The organism is Nocardia sp. CA-120079 (assembly GCF_050955745.1).
In the GTDB taxonomy this organism is placed as follows: domain Bacteria; phylum Actinomycetota; class Actinomycetes; order Mycobacteriales; family Mycobacteriaceae; genus Nocardia.
In genome coordinates, this window is sequence record NZ_CP192088.1 from 8,251,231 (window position 1) to 8,267,677 (window position 16,447).

Consider the following 16,447-nt stretch of genomic DNA (forward strand, 5'->3'; position numbering starts at 1 on the left):
CGCTCTTCCGCCGTAACTTACTCCGAAGTAAGGTCGGCTCATGGCATGGAACCCGAAAGATATGCCCGACCAGACTGGGCGCACCTTTGTCGTCACCGGAGCCAACGGCGGCCTCGGCGTCGAGACCACCACAGTGCTGGCAGGCAAGGGCGGCACCGTGATCATGGCCTGCCGCAATGTCGCGAAAGCGCAGCCGATCGCCGACCGGATCGACGGCGACGTCCGGGTCGAGCAATTGGATCTGGCGGATCTGGCATCGGTGCGCGAATTCGCCGACAAGACCGGCGAATTCGATGTGCTCATCAATAATGCCGGTCTGATGAACATTCCGTTCTCCCGCACCAAGGACGGGTTCGAGACCCAGTTCGGCGTCAACCACCTCGGACATTTCGCGCTGACCGGACTGCTGCTCGATCGCCTCCGGGACCGGGTGGTGAGCCTGGCGAGCATCGCGCACAAGCAGACCCCGAAGCTGTGGATCGACGATCTCAACTACGAGAACCGCCGCTACCAGCGCAATCTCGCCTACGCCCAGTCCAAGCTGGCCAACCTGATGTTCGCCCGCGAACTGCAGCGGCGGCTGACCGAAGCGGGCTCCGACAAGCGCTCCTACGCGGTGCACCCGGGCGTCTCGGCGACCGATCTGTTCGCCAGGACCGAAACCCCACTGGACCGGATCAGCAAACCCTTCATCCGCATCATCGGCCATCCCCCGGCCAAGGCCGCCCACTCCACGCTGTTCGCGGCCACCATGCCCGATGCCGACCCAACCACCTACTGGGGTCCGAACCGGTTGTTCCAGAGCCAGGGCCCGGTCGAGCCCTCGCCGTCGAGCAAGCTGTCGAACAATCCGGAACTGCTGCGCCGCCTGTGGGAGGAATCCGAGCGCATGACCGGGATCACCTACAAGTTCTGAGGCCCCACCTGCTCCTACGTACCGTGTAGTAGACGGGTACCGTGGTATGCGTGTCCGCTCCACCTCGCCGCTCGGCACACAATCGCCCGGCTCTCATCGTGCTGGTGATCGTGGCCGCCCTCGCCTGCCTGGCATTGGGATGGTGGCAGTGGCAGCGGTTCGAATCCGCGAGCGGCACCGGTCAGAATCTCGGCTACGCATTGCAATGGCCGCTGTTCGCCGGGTTCGCGGTCTTCGCGTACTTCCGGTTCGTGCGGCTGGAATCCGAAGCGGATAAGCAGCCGGAAGCCGAACCGGCTCCCGCGAAGGCGCGCCGACCCGCGAAAGTCGATGCGCCGCGAGAGATTCCGGCCGGACTGCTGCCCGAGCGGCCCAAGGCTGCCCGCGACGATGATCCGGTGCTCGCCGAATACAACAAGTATCTGGTCGAGCTGCACGCGCGAGATATCGACCAACACGTCCGGGATGCGGGCCTGGCCCACGACACACACAGGAGCGCCGGTTGACCACCAGCGAGAACTCGACCGAATCCGCCGCGACGCTCACCCCCGAGCCGACGGCCACGAACGTTGCGAAGATCAAGCCCGCGCTGCTGCGCTACCGCGTGCTCGCCTGGACGACGGGTCTGTGGCTGCTGCTGCTCACCGGCGAAATGATCGCCAAGTACGGCTTCGACGTGCACACCCCGAACTGGATCGCGGTCGTGCACGGCTGGGTCTATTTCGTCTACCTGCTGGTCACCGCCGACCTCGCGGTCAAGGTGCGCTGGCCGATCCCGCGCACCGTCGGCACCCTGATCGCAGGCACCATCCCGCTGCTGTCCTTCTTCGTCGAACACGTCAACGCGAACAAGGTCAAACAAGACTTCAACCTCTGACCGGAGTTGGGCCCACACCCGTCATCCGAATCCGCACCCGCTGTGGGCCAGCTCCGTCGCCGAGGTCCGCATCCGTTGCGGTCCCCGAGCGCGCGGCTGATTCAGGACTCGGTGAGGGCCGCGAGCGCAGGGAGAAGTTGGGTGAGCGCGCGTCCGCGATGCGATACGGCGTCCTTCTCGGCGGGGGTCAGCTGGGCAGCGGTGATATCGCCGCCCGCCGGTATGAACAGCGGGTCGTAGCCGAAACCGCCGTCGCCTACCGGTTTCCGGCCGATCGCACCGGGCCATTCACCGCGCACCACGATCTCGGTGCCGCCGGGCACCACCAGCGCGCAGGAGGACACGAACTGTGCACCGCGCCGCTCGTCCGGTACGTCACCGAGTTGCGCGAGCAGCAGCGCGTTATTGGCCGCATCATCACCGTGCCCCCCGGACCAGCGCGCGGACAGCACACCGGGCATCCCGTTCAACGCGTCCACCGCGATCCCGGAATCGTCTGCGACACAGGGTAATCCGGTCGCGGCGGCACCATCGCGCGCCTTCGCCAGCGCATTCTCCTCGAAGGTCGCGCCGGTCTCGGGCGCCTCGTCGTAGGCGGGCACATCGGCGAGCCCGACGATCTCGATGCCCGCGATACCCGCATCGGCGAGGATCCGACGCAGTTCGTTCAACTTCTTGGCATTGCGACTGGCGACCAGGACGCGTCGCGACATCACTTCTTCTTCGACTCGGCAGGCTGGGGCAGCACACCCGGATACGGCAGTGCGAGCGCCTCCTTCTGGATGGCGAACAGCCGGTCGCATCCCGCGAGGGCCGAGTCGAGCAGCTTGTCCAGGGTGGAGCGCGGGAAGGTCGCGCCCTCACCGGTGCCCTGGATCTCCACCAGGGTGCCGGTATCGGTGGCGACCACATTCATATCGACCTCGGCGCGCGAATCCTCTTCGTACGGCAGGTCCAACCGCACCCGGCCGTCGACGACGCCGACGCTCACCGCGGCGATCGCACACGAGATCGGCTGCGGGTCGGCCAATCCGCCCGCCGCGCCGAGGTAGGTCACCGCATCCGAGAGTGCGACATACGCACCGGTGATGGCCGCGGTCCGCGTGCCACCGTCGGCCTGCAGCACATCGCAATCGATGGCAATGGTGTTCTCGCCGATGGCCGCCAGGTCGATGCATGCGCGCAGCGACCGGCCGACCAACCGGCTGATCTCCTGGGTGCGCCCGCCGACCTTGCCCTTCACCGACTCCCGCCCGCTGCGGGTATGCGTGGCCGCGGGCAGCATCGCGTATTCGGCGGTGAGCCAGCCGAGCCCGGAATCGCGACGCCACGGGGGCACGCCCTCGGTGACGCTCGCGGTGCACATCACCCGGGTCTGCCCGAACTCCACCAGCACCGAACCGGCTGGATGCGTGGTGAAGCCACGGGTGATCCGTACCTCGCGGAGCTCATCGTCCGCCCTGCCATCGGCTCGTCTCGACACGCGCCAAGCCTAGTCACATGGCCCACCGCGCGCGGCAACCGGTCAGATGTCGAAGGTTTCGCCCGGTGTGACGGCGTGCACCGGTCCGGAGAACTGCGCCTTCGCCTCCGCGATCACGTCCTCGCGAGAGGTCCACGGCGGAATGTGGGTGAGCAGCAGCTCTTTCACGCCCGCACGGGCGGCGATAATGCCCGCCTCGGTGCCGGAGAGATGAATGCCGGGGGGCCGGTTGGCCGGATCGTGTGTCCACGACGCCTCCGACATGAGCAGGTCGGCGCCCTGCGCGAGTTCGAGTACCGCATCGCACATCGCGGTATCGCCGGTGTAGACGAAGGTCCGCCCGGACGCGGTCGCGATGCGCAGCCCGTACGACTCCGGCGGGTGATACATCCGACGTGCGAGCACCGTATGGCCAGGACCGAATTCGACCGCCTCGCCCTCGACCCACATCTGATGGTCGATGACGTCGGACCAGTCGTCGCATTCACCGCCGATTTCGGCGGAGGCATTGCCGATGCGCACCGCGCTATCGGACGGACCACGCACGATCGCCTGCCCTACCGGAGGGGTCGGGTGGTAGCGCCGCCAGACCAGCAGTCCGGGCAGATCCAGGCAGTGATCGGCATGCAGATGCGTGAGGAAGATATCGACCTCGCCGGGATCGGCATAGCGCTGCAATGCGCCGAGCACGCCGGGTCCGAAATCGATGACCACCGGCGACATATCCGGCCCGGTCAGTAGGTACCCCGACGCTGGGGAGTCCGGGCCGGACACACTGCCCGAGCACCCGAGGACGGTAAGGCGCATTCCCCCATGCTCCCACGACGAATTCTCACTCACGACATCGCCTCGCTAGCGCTCGGCGATGTCGTGAGTGAGAGCTCAGCTGTGTTCATTGTTCGCTCGCTGCGCTCGCTCAAGAACCGATCCCCCACATTCCGCTGCGCGCCGCGCGAGTACCTCGGCTACGCATTGACTCCGGCTCGATCCCCGCGACGGTGTCGACGTTCATCACCAGAGAGTACCCAGCCGGCAAGCACTCCACCCATTGCCCCGAAAAGATGCCCCTGCCAAGAGATTCCGGGTTGTCCGGGCAGCACACCCCACAGCACCGACCCGTAAATCGCCAGTACAACCAGGCCGATGCCGATCTGCACCAGGTTGCGGGCAAACCAGCCGCGAGAGATAAGGAAGGTCAGCCAGCCGAAGATCAGCGACGACGCGCCGAGATGCACCGATCCGGTGGCGCCGGTGAGCCAGACGCCGACTCCGGCCACGATCCAGATGATCGCGGTGGCGGCGAGTCCGCGCCCGATGCCCGCGAGCAGGGTGATGAAGCCGAGGACGATAACCGGAAGCGTATTGGCGAACAGGTGATCCCAGCCGTGGTGCAGGACCGGGGCCCAGAGAATGCCCCACAGCCCGTCCGCCTCGCGCGGTTCGATGCCGTTGTAATCGAGTTGGTTGTGGTCGAGCTCGTCGACGCCTTCGACGCCGTAGAGCAGGGCAACGAATGCGGTGATGATGACGCCCGCGCGCAGCCAGAGCTGTTTGAGACTGTTCGGTTGGGCAGGTGTACCGGAGGGCACGCGCGGCCGCCCGAGTCGGGCGCGTAGTGCGGCGATCCGTTCCGGATCGAACGATGAACCGATTCCCGAACCGCCGGTCATCGCAACCTCCTCGTCGAGCGAGGCCCGGACGCCGGGGATATGCGACAAGGGACTCGCTCTTTCGAGAGTACCGGGGCGTATCGCGACCAATCGGCCAAAGATACCGCGTGCGCCTTCCGCGCGAAAAGCGCACGCTCAGGCCGGATCGCTCGAATTCAGGCCCAGAGCTGGCCGTCGAGGCGTTCCTCGGCCTCTTCGAGAGTCCCGTCGTACGCGCCGGTGGACAGGTACTTCCACCCGCCGTCGGCAACCACGAAGGCGATATCCGCCCGCGTGCCCGCACGCACGCATTTGCGCGCGACACCGAGCGCCGCATGCAGAATCGCGCCGGTCGAAATGCCGGCGAAAATGCCCTCTTCCAACACCAGCTCGCGCGTGCGCTTCACCGCATCGAAGGGACCGACCGAAAAACGAGTGGTCAGCACCGACTCGTCGTAGAGCTCAGGAATGAAGCCCTCATCGATATTGCGCAGTCCGTACACGAGTTCGCCGTAGCGCGGTTCGGCCGCGACGATTTCGATGCCGGGCACCTTCTCGCGCAGGAAGCGACCGGTCCCCATGAGCGTGCCGGTTGTCCCGAGACCCGCGACGAAATGCGTGATCTCGGGCAGATCGGCGAGGATCTCCGGGCCGGTGGTCTCGTAGTGCGCCAAGGCATTGGCCGGATTGCCGTACTGGTACAGCATCACCCAGTCCGGATTCTCCGCCGCGATCTGCTTGGCCAGCGCGACCGCTTGATTCGAACCGCCCGCGGCCGGGGAATCGATGATCTGCGCACCGAACATGGTCAACAGCTGACGGCGTTCGACCGAGGTGTTCTCCGGCATCACGCAGACCAGCCGGTAGCCCTTGAGCTTGGCCGCCATGGCCAGCGAGATGCCGGTATTTCCGCTGGTCGGCTCCAGGATCGTGCAGCCGGGGGTCAGCTGGCCGTCGGCCTCGGCCTGTTCGATCATCCGCAGGGCAGGCCGGTCCTTGATGGAACCGGTCGGGTTGCGGTCCTCGAGCTTGGCCCACAGCCGCACCGGGTGGTCACCGTCCCACTGCGGGGACAGGTTGCGCAGCCCGACGAGCGGGGTGTTGCCGAGGGTCGCGATCAGCGATTCGTAGCGCGCCACGGGGTCGATCAGCCTCCGGCGACGGCGGGCAGGATGGTGACGCTGGCGCCCTCGGGCACCTGCGCCTCGAGGCCGCCGGCGAAGCGCACATCCTCGTCGTCGACGTAGATGTTGACGTAGCGGTTCAGCTTGCCGTCCTTGAGCAGCCGCTCCGCGAGGCCCGGATGGTTGGCGTCGAGGTTGTCGATCAGCGCGGACAGGGTCGAGCCCTGCGCGTCGACGCGCTTCTCGCCTCCGGTAAGGCCACGCATGATGGTCGGGATGGACACGGTTACCGGCATTGGAACTCCTCGAATTCGACGAACATAGGGTTACTGAACGGTCTCGTATGCATCGACGATCCGGACCGGCTCCTCGGTGACCTCACCGTCCACGATCCGGTAGCTGCGCAGCTCGTGCTGCTCGGGATCGCGGGTGGAGATCAACACGTAATGCGCGAACGGCTCGGACGCATAGGAGATATCGGTGCGGCTCGGATAGGCCTCGGTGGCGGTATGCGAGTGGTAGATCACCACGGGGGTCTCGTCGGCATTGTCCATCGCCCGCCACACCTTCAACTGTTCACCGGAATCGAACCGGTAGAAGGTCGGCGAGCGCTCGGCATTGACCATGGCGATGAATCGCTCCGGCCGATCCGAACCCTCCGGACCGGCGATGACGCCGCAGGCCTCGTCCGGGTGATCGGCGCGCGCGTGCGCCACCATCGCCTCCACCAGGTCGGTCCTGATCACCAGCACGAGTTCAAACCCTTCCGCATTCGGCATATCCGCTGCCGACATTTCGCACCCGACAACGACCCAGAATATTCGGCTATTCCCGCCCACCTGTCGGCCGGTACCCTCCCCGGCGCTGTTGCCAACGCTCCCGCGCGCTTTCGCGGATTCCGCCCGGCATGTCGGTATGGGAACCCGCTAGGAGCGCGAGAAGAGGTCCGCGTAGGCGGGGATGCCGGCCACGGAGTGGGCGGAAAGGATCGCGTCGACGATGGCGCGCTCGACGCAGACGGCCGCCGCGGTACAGACCTCATCCAGCACCAGCAGGTCGGACGGGAAGGCGGGCGGCATCGGGGCGGCGGTGATTTCGGCGGTGCCGGTGGACAGTGCGAAGAGGGCGTCACCGTCGAGGGGTGAGTGGGCGGGACGGATGGCGCGGGCGAGCCCGTCATGGGCGGTGGTGGCCATGCGCCGGCAACCGGCGGGGTCCAGGGGTGCATCGGTGGCGACCACGCCGATCGTCGTGTTGAGAACGGTGCCCTTGACCGGTAGGGCGTTTGCCACGGCCAGTTGCTCGGGCGTGGCGGGATACAGGCCGAATACTTCGTGGCCTTCGGTCCCGACGCCCCATGGCAGGCCGGTCCGCGGGTCGAAGACCGAGCCGACCGGATTGGCGACGACCAGCGCCGCCACCGTGACGCCCGCGGCGGCACCCGCACCGAGCACGACGCTCGCGGTCCCCACGCCGCCCTTGATCGAACCGGCGCGCGCACCGACGCCCGCACCGACGCAGCCCCGTTCGAACTCCTCCGCCGCCGCCTCGGCCGCCAGGAAACCGAAGTCGGCGGTCGGTCGAATTCGCCAGTCCCCCACCGGAAGATCGAAGATCACCGCGGCGGGGACGATGGGCACCACCCGACTCGGATCAACCGGATCCATCGGTATGCCCTCGCGATGTTCCTCCAGCCAACGCATTACGCCGTCCGCGGCCGCGAGTCCGTAGGCGCTACCACCGGTGAGCAGGATCGAATTCACTTGGCGCACAGTGTTGCCCGGGTCGAGCAGATCGGTTTCCCTGGTCCCAGGTCCGCCGCCGCGCACGTCTACCGCGGCGGTCGCACCGCCGGGTATGCGCACGACGGTGCAGCCGGTCGCCGCGCCGGAGCCCAGCGTCGCATCCGGATCGAGCACATGATGGTGCCCGACCAGCAGGCTGGGCACATCGGTGAGCGAATTCCGCTGTCCCGCTCGCGCATTCTCCTGGCTACTCGTCACGATCAATCCGGACCGTCAGGGTGCCAGGGCCTGCAGCAGGGAATCCTGCATCCAAGTCAGCCAGTGATAAACATCCAGATGCGGCCCACGCGGATCATCGGGTTCGAGGTGATCCGGTGTCTCGGCATCGATTCCGAGCACCGTGCCCAATGCCAGCCGCACATCGGTCAGCGCGGTCAACCAGGCGTCGGCCTGCTCCGGCGTCAGCACAATCTTCCCGCCGTCGGTCGGCACCGTTTTCAGCACCACCGATCCGGCCGCCAATTTGGCGTCGATGATCTCCGGCTCGTGCAAGCCGCGCAGCGCACTGTTGAGATCGGCGCGATCGGCATCGGGAGAGCCCGGTTCACTGCGGTGGAAATCCGGCAGCAGCCGGTGCAGCCGGGGATCATCGGGCGGGGTCGTATTGCCGCTACGCAGCCCGGTGAGCTCGGCGAGCTCATCATCGGGTGCGGATTCGGCCCGCTCGGTCAGCAGGCCGGAAACGGCGCCGACCAGGGACCGCAGTACGCTTGCCTCACGCGCGTCCATTTCGGATCGCAATTTGAGGCCGCTCAGCGAGTTCTTCCGGCTCCACTTACGCACTGACGTCAGGGTAGTCGTACCGGTCAGTCGTCCCGCTGCATGGTCGCCCAGAGCCCTGCGGCGTGCAGCCGTCGCACGTCCTGTTCCATCTTGTCCCGCGAACCCGACGACACCACTGCCTTGCCCTCGTTGTGCACCTTGAGCATCAATTCGGTCGCCTTCGCTTTGCTGTAGCCGAACAGCTTCTGAAAGATGTAGGCGACGTAGTGCATGAGGTTGACCGGATCATCCCAAACAACCGTCACCCACGGACGGTCCTCGGCCTCCAGGATCTCGGTGTATTCGACCGCCTCCGGAGTCGCCTGTGCCGCCGACAGTGTCGCGTTCACTTCGCACAAGGCCATAACACTCAGGGTACGACTCGACTCCGGATACACAACACCCGCGCACCAGGAATCGACAGACGCCCCGGCCACACCGGCCTATCATGTCCGCCAGGGCTGTCTACAGTGGCTTGCGTGGACATGCGCAGCACCGCACTGCTGACCGATCAGTACGAACTGACCATGCTCGCAGCCGCCCTCGGCGACGGCTCGGCGCACCGCCGCTGCACCTTCGAGGTGTTTGCAAGGCGCTTGCCGAACGGTCGCCGCTACGGCGTTGTCGCGGGCACCGGCCGACTGGTCGACGCGCTGGCGCATTTTCGTTTCGAGGAATCCGAGCTCGCGATCGCGGCCGGTTTCCTGGACTCGAAGACCATCGATTGGCTGCGCGACTACCGCTTCACCGGCGATATCGACGGCTATCCGGAGGGCGAGCTGTATTTCCCGGGCTCCCCGATTCTTTCGGTGCGCGGCAGCTTCGCCGAATGCGTGCTGTTGGAGACCCTCGCCCTGTCGATCCTCAATCACGACAGCGCGATCGCCTCGGCCGCCGCCCGCATGGTGAGCGCGGCCGACGGTCGCCGGATGATCGAAATGGGCTCACGCCGCGCTCACGAACTCGCCGCGCCGTCCTGCTCGCGCGCCGCATATCTGGCCGGCTTCGACGCCACCTCCAATCTGGAGGCCGTGCGCCGCTTCGGCGTGCCCGGCGCGGGCACCAGCGCGCATGCATTCACCCTGCTGCACATGGGGATGGCAGTCGGCGGAGCCGACGGGGCGGGTAAATACAGCGCCGCGGACGGTGCGCACGAGGCGGCCGCGTTCCGCGGCCAGATCGAGGCGCTCGGCATCGGCACCACACTGCTGGTCGATACCTTCGACATCACCCGGGGGGTGGCGACCGCAATCGAGGTCGCCGGACCCGAATTGGGTGGCGTGCGTATCGATTCCGGTGATCTCGGCGTACTGGCGAGGCAGGTGCGCGAGCAACTCGACGGGCTCGGCGCGACCAAGACCCGCATCGTGGTCTCCGGTGATCTGGACGAGTACGCGATCGCCGCACTGCGCGCCGAACCGGTGGACACCTATGGGGTCGGGACGTCGCTGGTCACCGGGTCCGGGGCGGCTACCGCCGGAATGGTCTACAAACTGGTCGAGGTGGACGGGCTGCCGGTTGCGAAACGCAGCAGCCACAAGGAGTCGCGCGGCGGCACCAAGAAGGCGATTCGACTGTCCCGCCGGACCGGCACCCTGGTCGAGGAGATCGTCTACCAGGCCGCCGGAAACCAGCCCGCCGCAAACGGATTCGAGGTTCGCGAGCTGCTGGCACCGCTGGTGCGCGGCGGCGAACCGGTCGATGGGCTGCCCACCCTCGCCGACAGTCGCAAGTTGGTGGCACGCGGGTTGGTCAGCCTGCCGTGGGAGGGCCTGAAACTGTCGGCTGGGGAACCTGCGATTCCGACGACGTTTGTGAATTGACCCGGGCTGCGGCGTTGCGTCGGTTCACCCATTCCACGATGGAGACGGCTACCACCACGATCAGGACGCCCCTGAGCACCAGCCGTACCCAGTCGACGGCCTCGTCGGGTCGGTTGCCGAGCAGAAAGTCGACGGCGAGATAGGCCGTATAACCGATGAAGAAAGCGATCGAAATTCTGACGGTGCTGCTCACCTGGACCTCCGAGTGTTCGTAGCACGCCCGATCGATCAGGCGGCACAATGTAATCCACAGACAGGTGCCGAGTGTTTACATCCTCGGTTCTCAGATCGTGGGAAAGTGAGGTCGACATGAACCGAGCGTTGATCATCGTCGACGTGCAGAACGATTTCTGCGAGGGCGGATCGCTGGCCGTCACCGGCGGGGCCACGGTCGCCCGGCGCATCACCGGCTACCTAAACTCCGCGCATTACAGTGCGGTCGTCGCCACCCGCGACTACCACATCGATCCCGGCGGCCATTTCTCCGAACATCCCGATTATGTGGATACCTGGCCGCCGCACTGCCGAGTCGGCACCTCCGGCGCGGATTTCCACCCCGCCCTGAATACCGAGCAGATCCAGGAGATCTTCTCCAAGGGCCAATACTCCGCCGCCTATTCGGGTTTCGAAGGCGCCACCGAGGACGGCACCGGCCTCGCGGACTGGTTGCGCGAGCGCGCCATCGATGAACTCGACATCGTCGGCATCGCCACCGACCACTGCGTCCGCGCGACCGCACTGGACGCCCGCATCGAAGGTTTCGACACCAGGGTGCTGCTGGACTTCACCGCCGGCGTCGCACCCGACACGACCACCGCCGCACTCGACCGCATGCGCACGGCCGGAGTCGACATCGAGGGTTCGGTCGTTCGCTGACGCAGACCGCCTGCCCCGACTTGCCGCAGGACACGCCGGGTTCACGTGTGGAAGGTGAGCGAAGCAGGCCGAGGATCCGATCGGGCGGTGATCGGTTGTCGGTCCCGAGCAGTAGGCTCGTCGCGTGCCCGAACTGCCGCCCGTCCCCGAGCTTTTGGCCACCGCTGTGCGCGCGCTCGGCGGGAAGGAGCGCGGCGGGCAGGTGACGATGGCGGCGGCGGTGGATCACGCCATCGATACCAAGGAACACCTCGCGGTGCAGGCGGGCACCGGTACCGGAAAGTCGCTTGCGTATCTGGTGCCGAGCCTGCGTCACGCGGTGCGCACCGGCCGGACCGTGGTGGTGTCGACCGCGACGATCGCGCTGCAGCGTCAGCTCGTCGACCGGGATCTGCCGCGACTGGCCGAGGCGCTGAGCAAACCGCTGGGCCGGGCGGCGAAATTCGCGATCCTCAAGGGGCGCAATAACTATCTGTGCCTGAACAAGATCAATAGCGTGATCCCCGACGAGCCCGCGGAAGCGGAGCTCTTCGACGCTTTCGCCATCTCGCGGTTGGGCCGCGAGGTGCAGCGACTCAACGAATGGGCCTCGAATACCGAAACCGGCGACCGGGACGAGCTTGCCCCCGGTGTCACCGATCGGGCCTGGCGTCAGGTCAGCGTGTCGTCGCGAGAATGCCTCGGCAAGTCGCGCTGCCCGTTCGGCCAGGACTGCTTCGCCGAACTGGCCAGGGCGGAATCGGCGCAGGCCGATGTCGTGGTGACCAATCACGCCCTGCTCGCCATCGATGCGATCAGCGGCATCCAGGTGCTGCCCGAACACGATGTGGTCGTGATCGATGAGGCGCACGAATTGGTCGATCGGGTCACCGGCGTCGCCACCGCCGAACTGGCCGCATCGGCGATCAGCGCCGCGGCTCGGCGCTGCGCCAAACTCATCGACCAGCAGGAGGTCGACCGGCTCGAAGAGGCCGCCGAGGCCTGGCACACGGTGCTCGACGAACTGCCCGCCGCCCGCTGGGACGCCCTGCCCGACGGCATCGCGCCGGTGCTCGCACTGGTCCGTGATGCCGCCTGGAATGCCCGCACCGCGCTCGCGCCACAGGGCGGCACCACCGCACAGGGCGATCCGGAAAGCGCCGCCGCCCGCACCCAGGCGCTGGCCGCCATCGATGAAGTGCACGACAGCGCGGTACGCGCCTTGACCGCCTTCGACGAATCCGACCCGGCCAAGCGTCACGATGTCATCTGGCTCGCCGCCGACGAGATCCGCGGCGTCACCCGGCGCACGCTGCGGATGGCGCCGCTGTCGGTGGGCGGACTACTGCGCAGCAGACTTTTCGGTACCGCCACCGTCGTGCTGACCTCGGCCACTCTGCAGATCGGCGGCTCCTTCGACGGACTCGCCATCACCTGGGGTCTGCCCGCACAATCGGCCAACCGCGGCGATACCGCAACCGCCAACGGCGCGCAGGCGCCCTCGGACACGGAGACTGTGCGCTGGAGTTCGCTCGACGTCGGCTCGCCGTTCGACCATGCCAAGTCCGGCATCCTGTACGTCGCGAAGCATCTGCCCGCGCCCGGCCGAGACGGTCTGGCACCGGCCTACCTCGACGAAATCGAGCGGCTCATCGGCGCTGCGGGCGGGCGCACGCTCGGGCTGTTCTCCTCGATGCGCGCCGCACGCGCGGCCACCGACGCGCTGCGCGAGCGGCTGAATACGCCCGTTTTGTGTCAAGGGGACGACGCAACCGGCGCGCTGGTGCGCAAGTTCGCCGACGACCCCGAGACGTCCCTGTTCGGCACGCTGTCGCTGTGGCAGGGCGTCGATGTGCCTGGTCCGTCGCTGAGTCTGGTGATCCTGGATCGGATCCCGTTCCCGCGCCCCGACGATCCGCTGCTGACCGCGCGACAGCGGGCCGTCGAGTCGCGCGGCGGCAACGGCTTCATGACCGTTGCGGCCAATCACGCCGCGCTGCTGCTGGCCCAGGGCACCGGCAGGCTCTTGCGCAGCGTCGATGACCGGGGTGTCGTGGCGATCCTGGATTCCCGTTTGGCGACCGCACGCTATGGCGGCTATCTGCGGGCCTCACTGCCGCCGTATTGGGAGACCTCGGATCCCGATGTCGTCGCCAAAGCGCTGCGTCGACTCACCGCCGCAAGCTGAGCTGGTGAATCTGTGAGACCACTCACAAAGCATTCCAGCATTTCCAGACAGAAGTAAATTGAGAACCGATACTTCGGTGGAACCCCAATTCCCACACCGGATGTATCGGCGAGTCCCCGCGCCAAGCCCTGCACGCGGCGCGGGGACACCACAAATCCCTGTCACTGCCGGTCGACCCGTGAGACCGTTTCCCAATGACGCACCAGCCAGATATCGACACTCTCGGCGAATTCTTGATCAGCGCAAGATCTTTGGCCGAATACCGTGCGATCTTCGCACTCACCGAAGCCGACCTCAGCGGACACATACTCGACTGTCCAGGCGGCGCAGCAAGTTTCACCGCGGAGGCGAGTGAACTCGGTGCCACGGTCATCGCGGCGGATCCGATCTATGTCCAACCCGCGGAGCAACTGCGGACCCTCGCCGTCTCCGAAACCGATCGCGGAAACATTTGGGCAACAGCACATCTGGATCGATATCGGTGGGACTTCTACGGCGATCCGCAACAGCACCGAGCGATACGCCTGGCCGCGGCGGCCCGCTTCGGCGCCGACATCACCGCTCATCGCGACCGGTACATCGCGGCGCTGCTGCCGTCGCTTCCCTTTCCTGACAACAGTTTCGATCTGGTCCTGAGCTCACATCTGCTCTTCACCTACGCCGACCGCCTCGATCCGGATTTCCATCTGGCTTCCCTGCTCGAACTCTCCCGAGCATCCGCAGGCGAGACACGCCTGTATCCACTGGTCGATCACACCGGCGCACGCCAAGACGACCTTGTCGCACATCTGCGAAAAGAACTGCACGACAAGGGAATCCGCTCGTCGCTCCGGGAAACCGCCTACGAGTTCCACCGCGGGGCGACCACGGTTCTGGTCCTGCACTCGAATCGCGACGAAGCGTGAAAACGACAGATCACAGCGTCCACTTGAGGATCAACGTGACGACGGCCGCGATCACGGCCAGCACGATCGCCGCCACGCCCCAGACCAACCCCTGACGCTGCCACGGGCGCCCGTGGTCGAGAGAGAACTTGCCGGGACCGGTGAATGCGACGACCGCGCCGGCGGTGGCGAACAGCAAGGGCATTTCGTAGCCCTTACCGGTCATCAGGCCGCCACCCCAGGTGGCATTGATCGCATTGATCATGGTGCCGAGCACGATGGCCGAGGCCAGCGGCGTGAGCAGGCCGAGCAGCAGGAGGATGCCGCCGGTGAATTCGCTGAGTCCGGCAAGGGTGCCGAACAGCTTTCCGGGGTTGTAGCCCATGGAATCGAAGGTGGCGGCGTTGCCGCGCCAACCCGGGCCACTGAACCAGCCGAACAGTTTCTGTGAGCCGTGCGCCGCGAGCAGGCCGCCGAAGACGACGCGCAGCACCAAGAGGCCGATATGGGCGGCGGAGTTGTCGAGAGTCGCGCCACTCGGATGGGTGGGGCGTTCGAGTGTGCCGTTGGAAGTCATGCTGGTCCTCATCCGCGCATCGGTATGAACAATGGCTCTTTAGCCTCGGCAATGAATCGGACTGCGGTCCGATTATCCCACAGTTCAGCCCAACCGCGCGATAGGCGAGACCTACTCCGCGAGGAAGAAGAAGTATCCGAGGAACATCACCATCAGCGCCCACATCGCCGGATGCACCTCTTTGACGCGTCCCTTCGCGACCATGACGATCGGATAGAACAGCATGCCCATCGCCAGTCCATTGGCGATCGAGTAGGTCAGCGGCATCATGACGACGGTGATGAAGGCCGGAATCGAGTACTCCAGCCGATTCCAATCGATCTCGCCGAGCGCGCGGGCCATCAGCACGCCGACCACGATCAGCGCAGGTGCGGTGATGGCCGCCGAACCGGCGACCACCGCGAAGATCGGATAGCAGAACATGGCGATCAGGAACCAGCCCGCCGTGGTCACGGCGGTCATACCGGTCCGGCCGCCCGCTGAGACACCCGCCGTCGATTCGACATAGGCGGTGGTGGTCGAGGTGCCGATGACCGCGCCGGCCATGGTGCCCACCGAGTCCGCGGCCAGTGCGCTGGCCGCGCGCGGCAGCTTGCCGTCCTTGTCGAGCAGTCCGGCCTGGTTGGCGACGCCGATAAGGGTGCCGGAGCAGTCGAAGAAGTCGACGAAGAGCATGGTGAGAACGACGACGGCCATCTGCCCGGTGAACGCGTCGGGAAGATGGATGATGGCCTGACCGAAGGTGTGCTCGAGGCCCTTCGGCATCGCGACGACACCGTTGGGCAGATCGACCAGACCACTGATGACGCCCACAACGGCCGTGAGCACGATGCCGTAGAGCACCGCGCCGTGCCAGCCGATGACCAGGAACACCACGGTCATCACAAGACCGAAGAGCGCGAGCAGCGTGGTGCCCTTGGTGAAGTCGCCGAGAGTAACGAGGGTGGCCTCGCTATTGACCACGATGCCCGCGTTCTTGAGACCGAGAAATGCCACGAACATGCCGATGCCCGCGCCGACGGCCAGCTTCATCTGCATCGGAATCGCATTGAGAATGCGTTCGCGCACCCTGGTGATCGCGAGTACGAAGAAGATCACCCCGGACAGCAGAGTCCCCGACAGCGCGACCTGCCACGGGATCCCCATCCCGAGCACCACCGAATAGGCGAAGAAGGCATTCAGGCCCATGCCTGGCGCGAGCGCGATCGGATATCTGGCCCACACCCCCATGACCAGCGTGCCGAAGACCGCGGCGACGGCCGTCGCGGTGAAGACCGCCTGCATGGGAATACCCTTGGCACCGAGCGGACCCTCGTCGCCGAGCACCGACGGATTCACGGCGAGCACATAGGACATGGCGAGGAAGGTGATGGTTCCGGCCATCAGCTCACGCTTCATGGTCGAACCGTTCGAACTGATGCCGAAGTACGCGTCGAGGCGTCCTCGGGTTCGCGTCAGAACGTCGGTGACCATGAGCTCTCCAGTCGAAAAACGAGTACAGGGG

At 66.2% G+C, this 16,447-nt stretch carries 20 protein-coding genes; 7 read left to right on the top strand and 13 right to left on the bottom strand.

Going from position 1 to position 16,447, the window contains the following annotated elements; genetic code table 11:
* Positions 1-40: 40 nt before the first annotated feature.
* The 3 genes from ACQPYR_RS37540 to ACQPYR_RS37550 all read left to right on the top strand — a co-directional run bounded on the left by ACQPYR_RS37540 (position 41) and on the right by ACQPYR_RS37550 (position 1,793).
* Positions 41-916 carry an oxidoreductase gene (locus ACQPYR_RS37540; RefSeq protein ID WP_433624066.1) on the top strand — a complete coding sequence of 292 codons (876 nt, stop codon included), beginning with the start codon at positions 41-43 and terminating at the stop codon, positions 914-916.
* A gap of 50 nt (positions 917-966) precedes the next feature.
* On the top strand, positions 967-1,422 hold the full coding sequence (locus ACQPYR_RS37545) for a transcriptional regulator (RefSeq protein WP_433624068.1): 456 nt from the start codon (positions 967-969) through the stop codon (positions 1,420-1,422).
* A 71-nt stretch (positions 1,423-1,493) separates the two neighbouring features.
* A complete protein-coding gene (locus ACQPYR_RS37550; RefSeq protein ID WP_245567036.1) occupies positions 1,494-1,793 on the top strand; it encodes a DUF3817 domain-containing protein in 300 nt (99 codons plus the stop codon).
* Between the two features lie 101 nt (positions 1,794-1,894).
* On the opposite strand, the gene rdgB is transcribed toward ACQPYR_RS37550, so the two are convergent.
* From rdgB to clpS, 10 genes are all read right to left on the bottom strand, one after another.
* Positions 1,895-2,506, bottom strand: a complete 612-nt coding sequence (rdgB, locus tag ACQPYR_RS37555) for an RdgB/HAM1 family non-canonical purine NTP pyrophosphatase (protein WP_433624070.1) — start codon at positions 2,504-2,506, stop codon at positions 1,895-1,897.
* On the bottom strand, positions 2,506-3,276 hold the full coding sequence (gene rph, locus ACQPYR_RS37560; protein ID WP_040687192.1) for a ribonuclease PH: 771 nt from the start codon (positions 3,274-3,276) through the stop codon (positions 2,506-2,508). Before rph ends, rdgB begins: the two co-directional genes overlap by 1 nt.
* A gap of 42 nt (positions 3,277-3,318) precedes the next feature.
* Positions 3,319-4,083, bottom strand: coding sequence for a cyclic nucleotide-degrading phosphodiesterase (locus tag ACQPYR_RS37565; RefSeq protein WP_433635347.1), 765 nt, complete (start codon positions 4,081-4,083; stop codon positions 3,319-3,321).
* Between the two features lie 158 nt (positions 4,084-4,241).
* Entirely contained in the window at positions 4,242-4,946 is a 705-nt protein-coding gene (locus tag ACQPYR_RS37570; RefSeq protein ID WP_433624072.1) for a rhomboid family intramembrane serine protease, read from the bottom strand.
* 155 nt (positions 4,947-5,101) lie between these two features.
* Positions 5,102-6,064 (bottom strand): PLP-dependent cysteine synthase family protein, encoded by a 963-nt coding sequence (locus ACQPYR_RS37575; RefSeq protein WP_433624074.1) that lies wholly within the window; start codon positions 6,062-6,064, stop codon positions 5,102-5,104.
* 8 nt (positions 6,065-6,072) lie between these two features.
* Positions 6,073-6,345: a MoaD/ThiS family protein gene (locus ACQPYR_RS37580; RefSeq protein WP_433624076.1), complete on the bottom strand. Its 273-nt coding sequence runs from the start codon at positions 6,343-6,345 to the stop codon at positions 6,073-6,075.
* A 30-nt stretch (positions 6,346-6,375) separates the two neighbouring features.
* The gene (locus ACQPYR_RS37585) at positions 6,376-6,801 is read right to left on the bottom strand and encodes a Mov34/MPN/PAD-1 family protein (RefSeq protein ID WP_433635348.1); all 426 of its coding nucleotides are present in this window, start codon (positions 6,799-6,801) and stop codon (positions 6,376-6,378) included.
* A gap of 174 nt (positions 6,802-6,975) precedes the next feature.
* Entirely contained in the window at positions 6,976-8,052 is a 1,077-nt protein-coding gene (locus ACQPYR_RS37590) for a P1 family peptidase (RefSeq protein WP_433624078.1), read from the bottom strand.
* A gap of 15 nt (positions 8,053-8,067) precedes the next feature.
* Complete coding sequence (locus tag ACQPYR_RS37595) at positions 8,068-8,637, bottom strand: DUF2017 domain-containing protein (protein ID WP_357479227.1); 570 nt, start codon at positions 8,635-8,637, stop codon at positions 8,068-8,070.
* A 23-nt stretch (positions 8,638-8,660) separates the two neighbouring features.
* Positions 8,661-8,981, bottom strand: a complete 321-nt coding sequence (gene clpS, locus ACQPYR_RS37600; RefSeq protein WP_040687186.1) for an ATP-dependent Clp protease adapter ClpS — start codon at positions 8,979-8,981, stop codon at positions 8,661-8,663.
* A gap of 120 nt (positions 8,982-9,101) precedes the next feature.
* On the opposite strand from clpS, the gene ACQPYR_RS37605 reads away from it, so the two are divergent.
* A complete protein-coding gene (locus ACQPYR_RS37605) occupies positions 9,102-10,439 on the top strand; it encodes a nicotinate phosphoribosyltransferase (protein ID WP_433635349.1) in 1,338 nt (445 codons plus the stop codon).
* On the opposite strand, the gene ACQPYR_RS37610 is transcribed toward ACQPYR_RS37605, so the two are convergent.
* Positions 10,369-10,632 (bottom strand): hypothetical protein, encoded by a 264-nt coding sequence (locus tag ACQPYR_RS37610; RefSeq protein ID WP_433624080.1) that lies wholly within the window; start codon positions 10,630-10,632, stop codon positions 10,369-10,371. The two genes, ACQPYR_RS37605 and ACQPYR_RS37610, sit on opposite strands and share 71 nt — an antisense overlap.
* Before the next feature lie 116 nt (positions 10,633-10,748).
* Between ACQPYR_RS37610 and ACQPYR_RS37615 the strand changes: the two genes are divergently transcribed.
* The 3 genes from ACQPYR_RS37615 (at position 10,749) to ACQPYR_RS37625 (ending at position 14,387) form a co-directional block, all read left to right on the top strand.
* Complete coding sequence (locus ACQPYR_RS37615; RefSeq protein ID WP_433624082.1) at positions 10,749-11,315, top strand: nicotinamidase; 567 nt, start codon at positions 10,749-10,751, stop codon at positions 11,313-11,315.
* Between the two features lie 124 nt (positions 11,316-11,439).
* A complete protein-coding gene (locus tag ACQPYR_RS37620; RefSeq protein WP_433624084.1) occupies positions 11,440-13,482 on the top strand; it encodes an ATP-dependent DNA helicase in 2,043 nt (680 codons plus the stop codon).
* A 194-nt stretch (positions 13,483-13,676) separates the two neighbouring features.
* Complete coding sequence (locus ACQPYR_RS37625) at positions 13,677-14,387, top strand: methyltransferase domain-containing protein (RefSeq protein WP_433624086.1); 711 nt, start codon at positions 13,677-13,679, stop codon at positions 14,385-14,387.
* A 10-nt stretch (positions 14,388-14,397) separates the two neighbouring features.
* On the opposite strand, the gene ACQPYR_RS37630 is transcribed toward ACQPYR_RS37625, so the two are convergent.
* Positions 14,398-14,943 (bottom strand): DoxX family protein, encoded by a 546-nt coding sequence (locus tag ACQPYR_RS37630; RefSeq protein ID WP_433624088.1) that lies wholly within the window; start codon positions 14,941-14,943, stop codon positions 14,398-14,400.
* A 111-nt stretch (positions 14,944-15,054) separates the two neighbouring features.
* Complete coding sequence (locus ACQPYR_RS37635) at positions 15,055-16,416, bottom strand: NCS2 family permease (RefSeq protein ID WP_433624090.1); 1,362 nt, start codon at positions 16,414-16,416, stop codon at positions 15,055-15,057.
* Between the last annotated feature and the right edge of the window lie 31 nt (positions 16,417-16,447).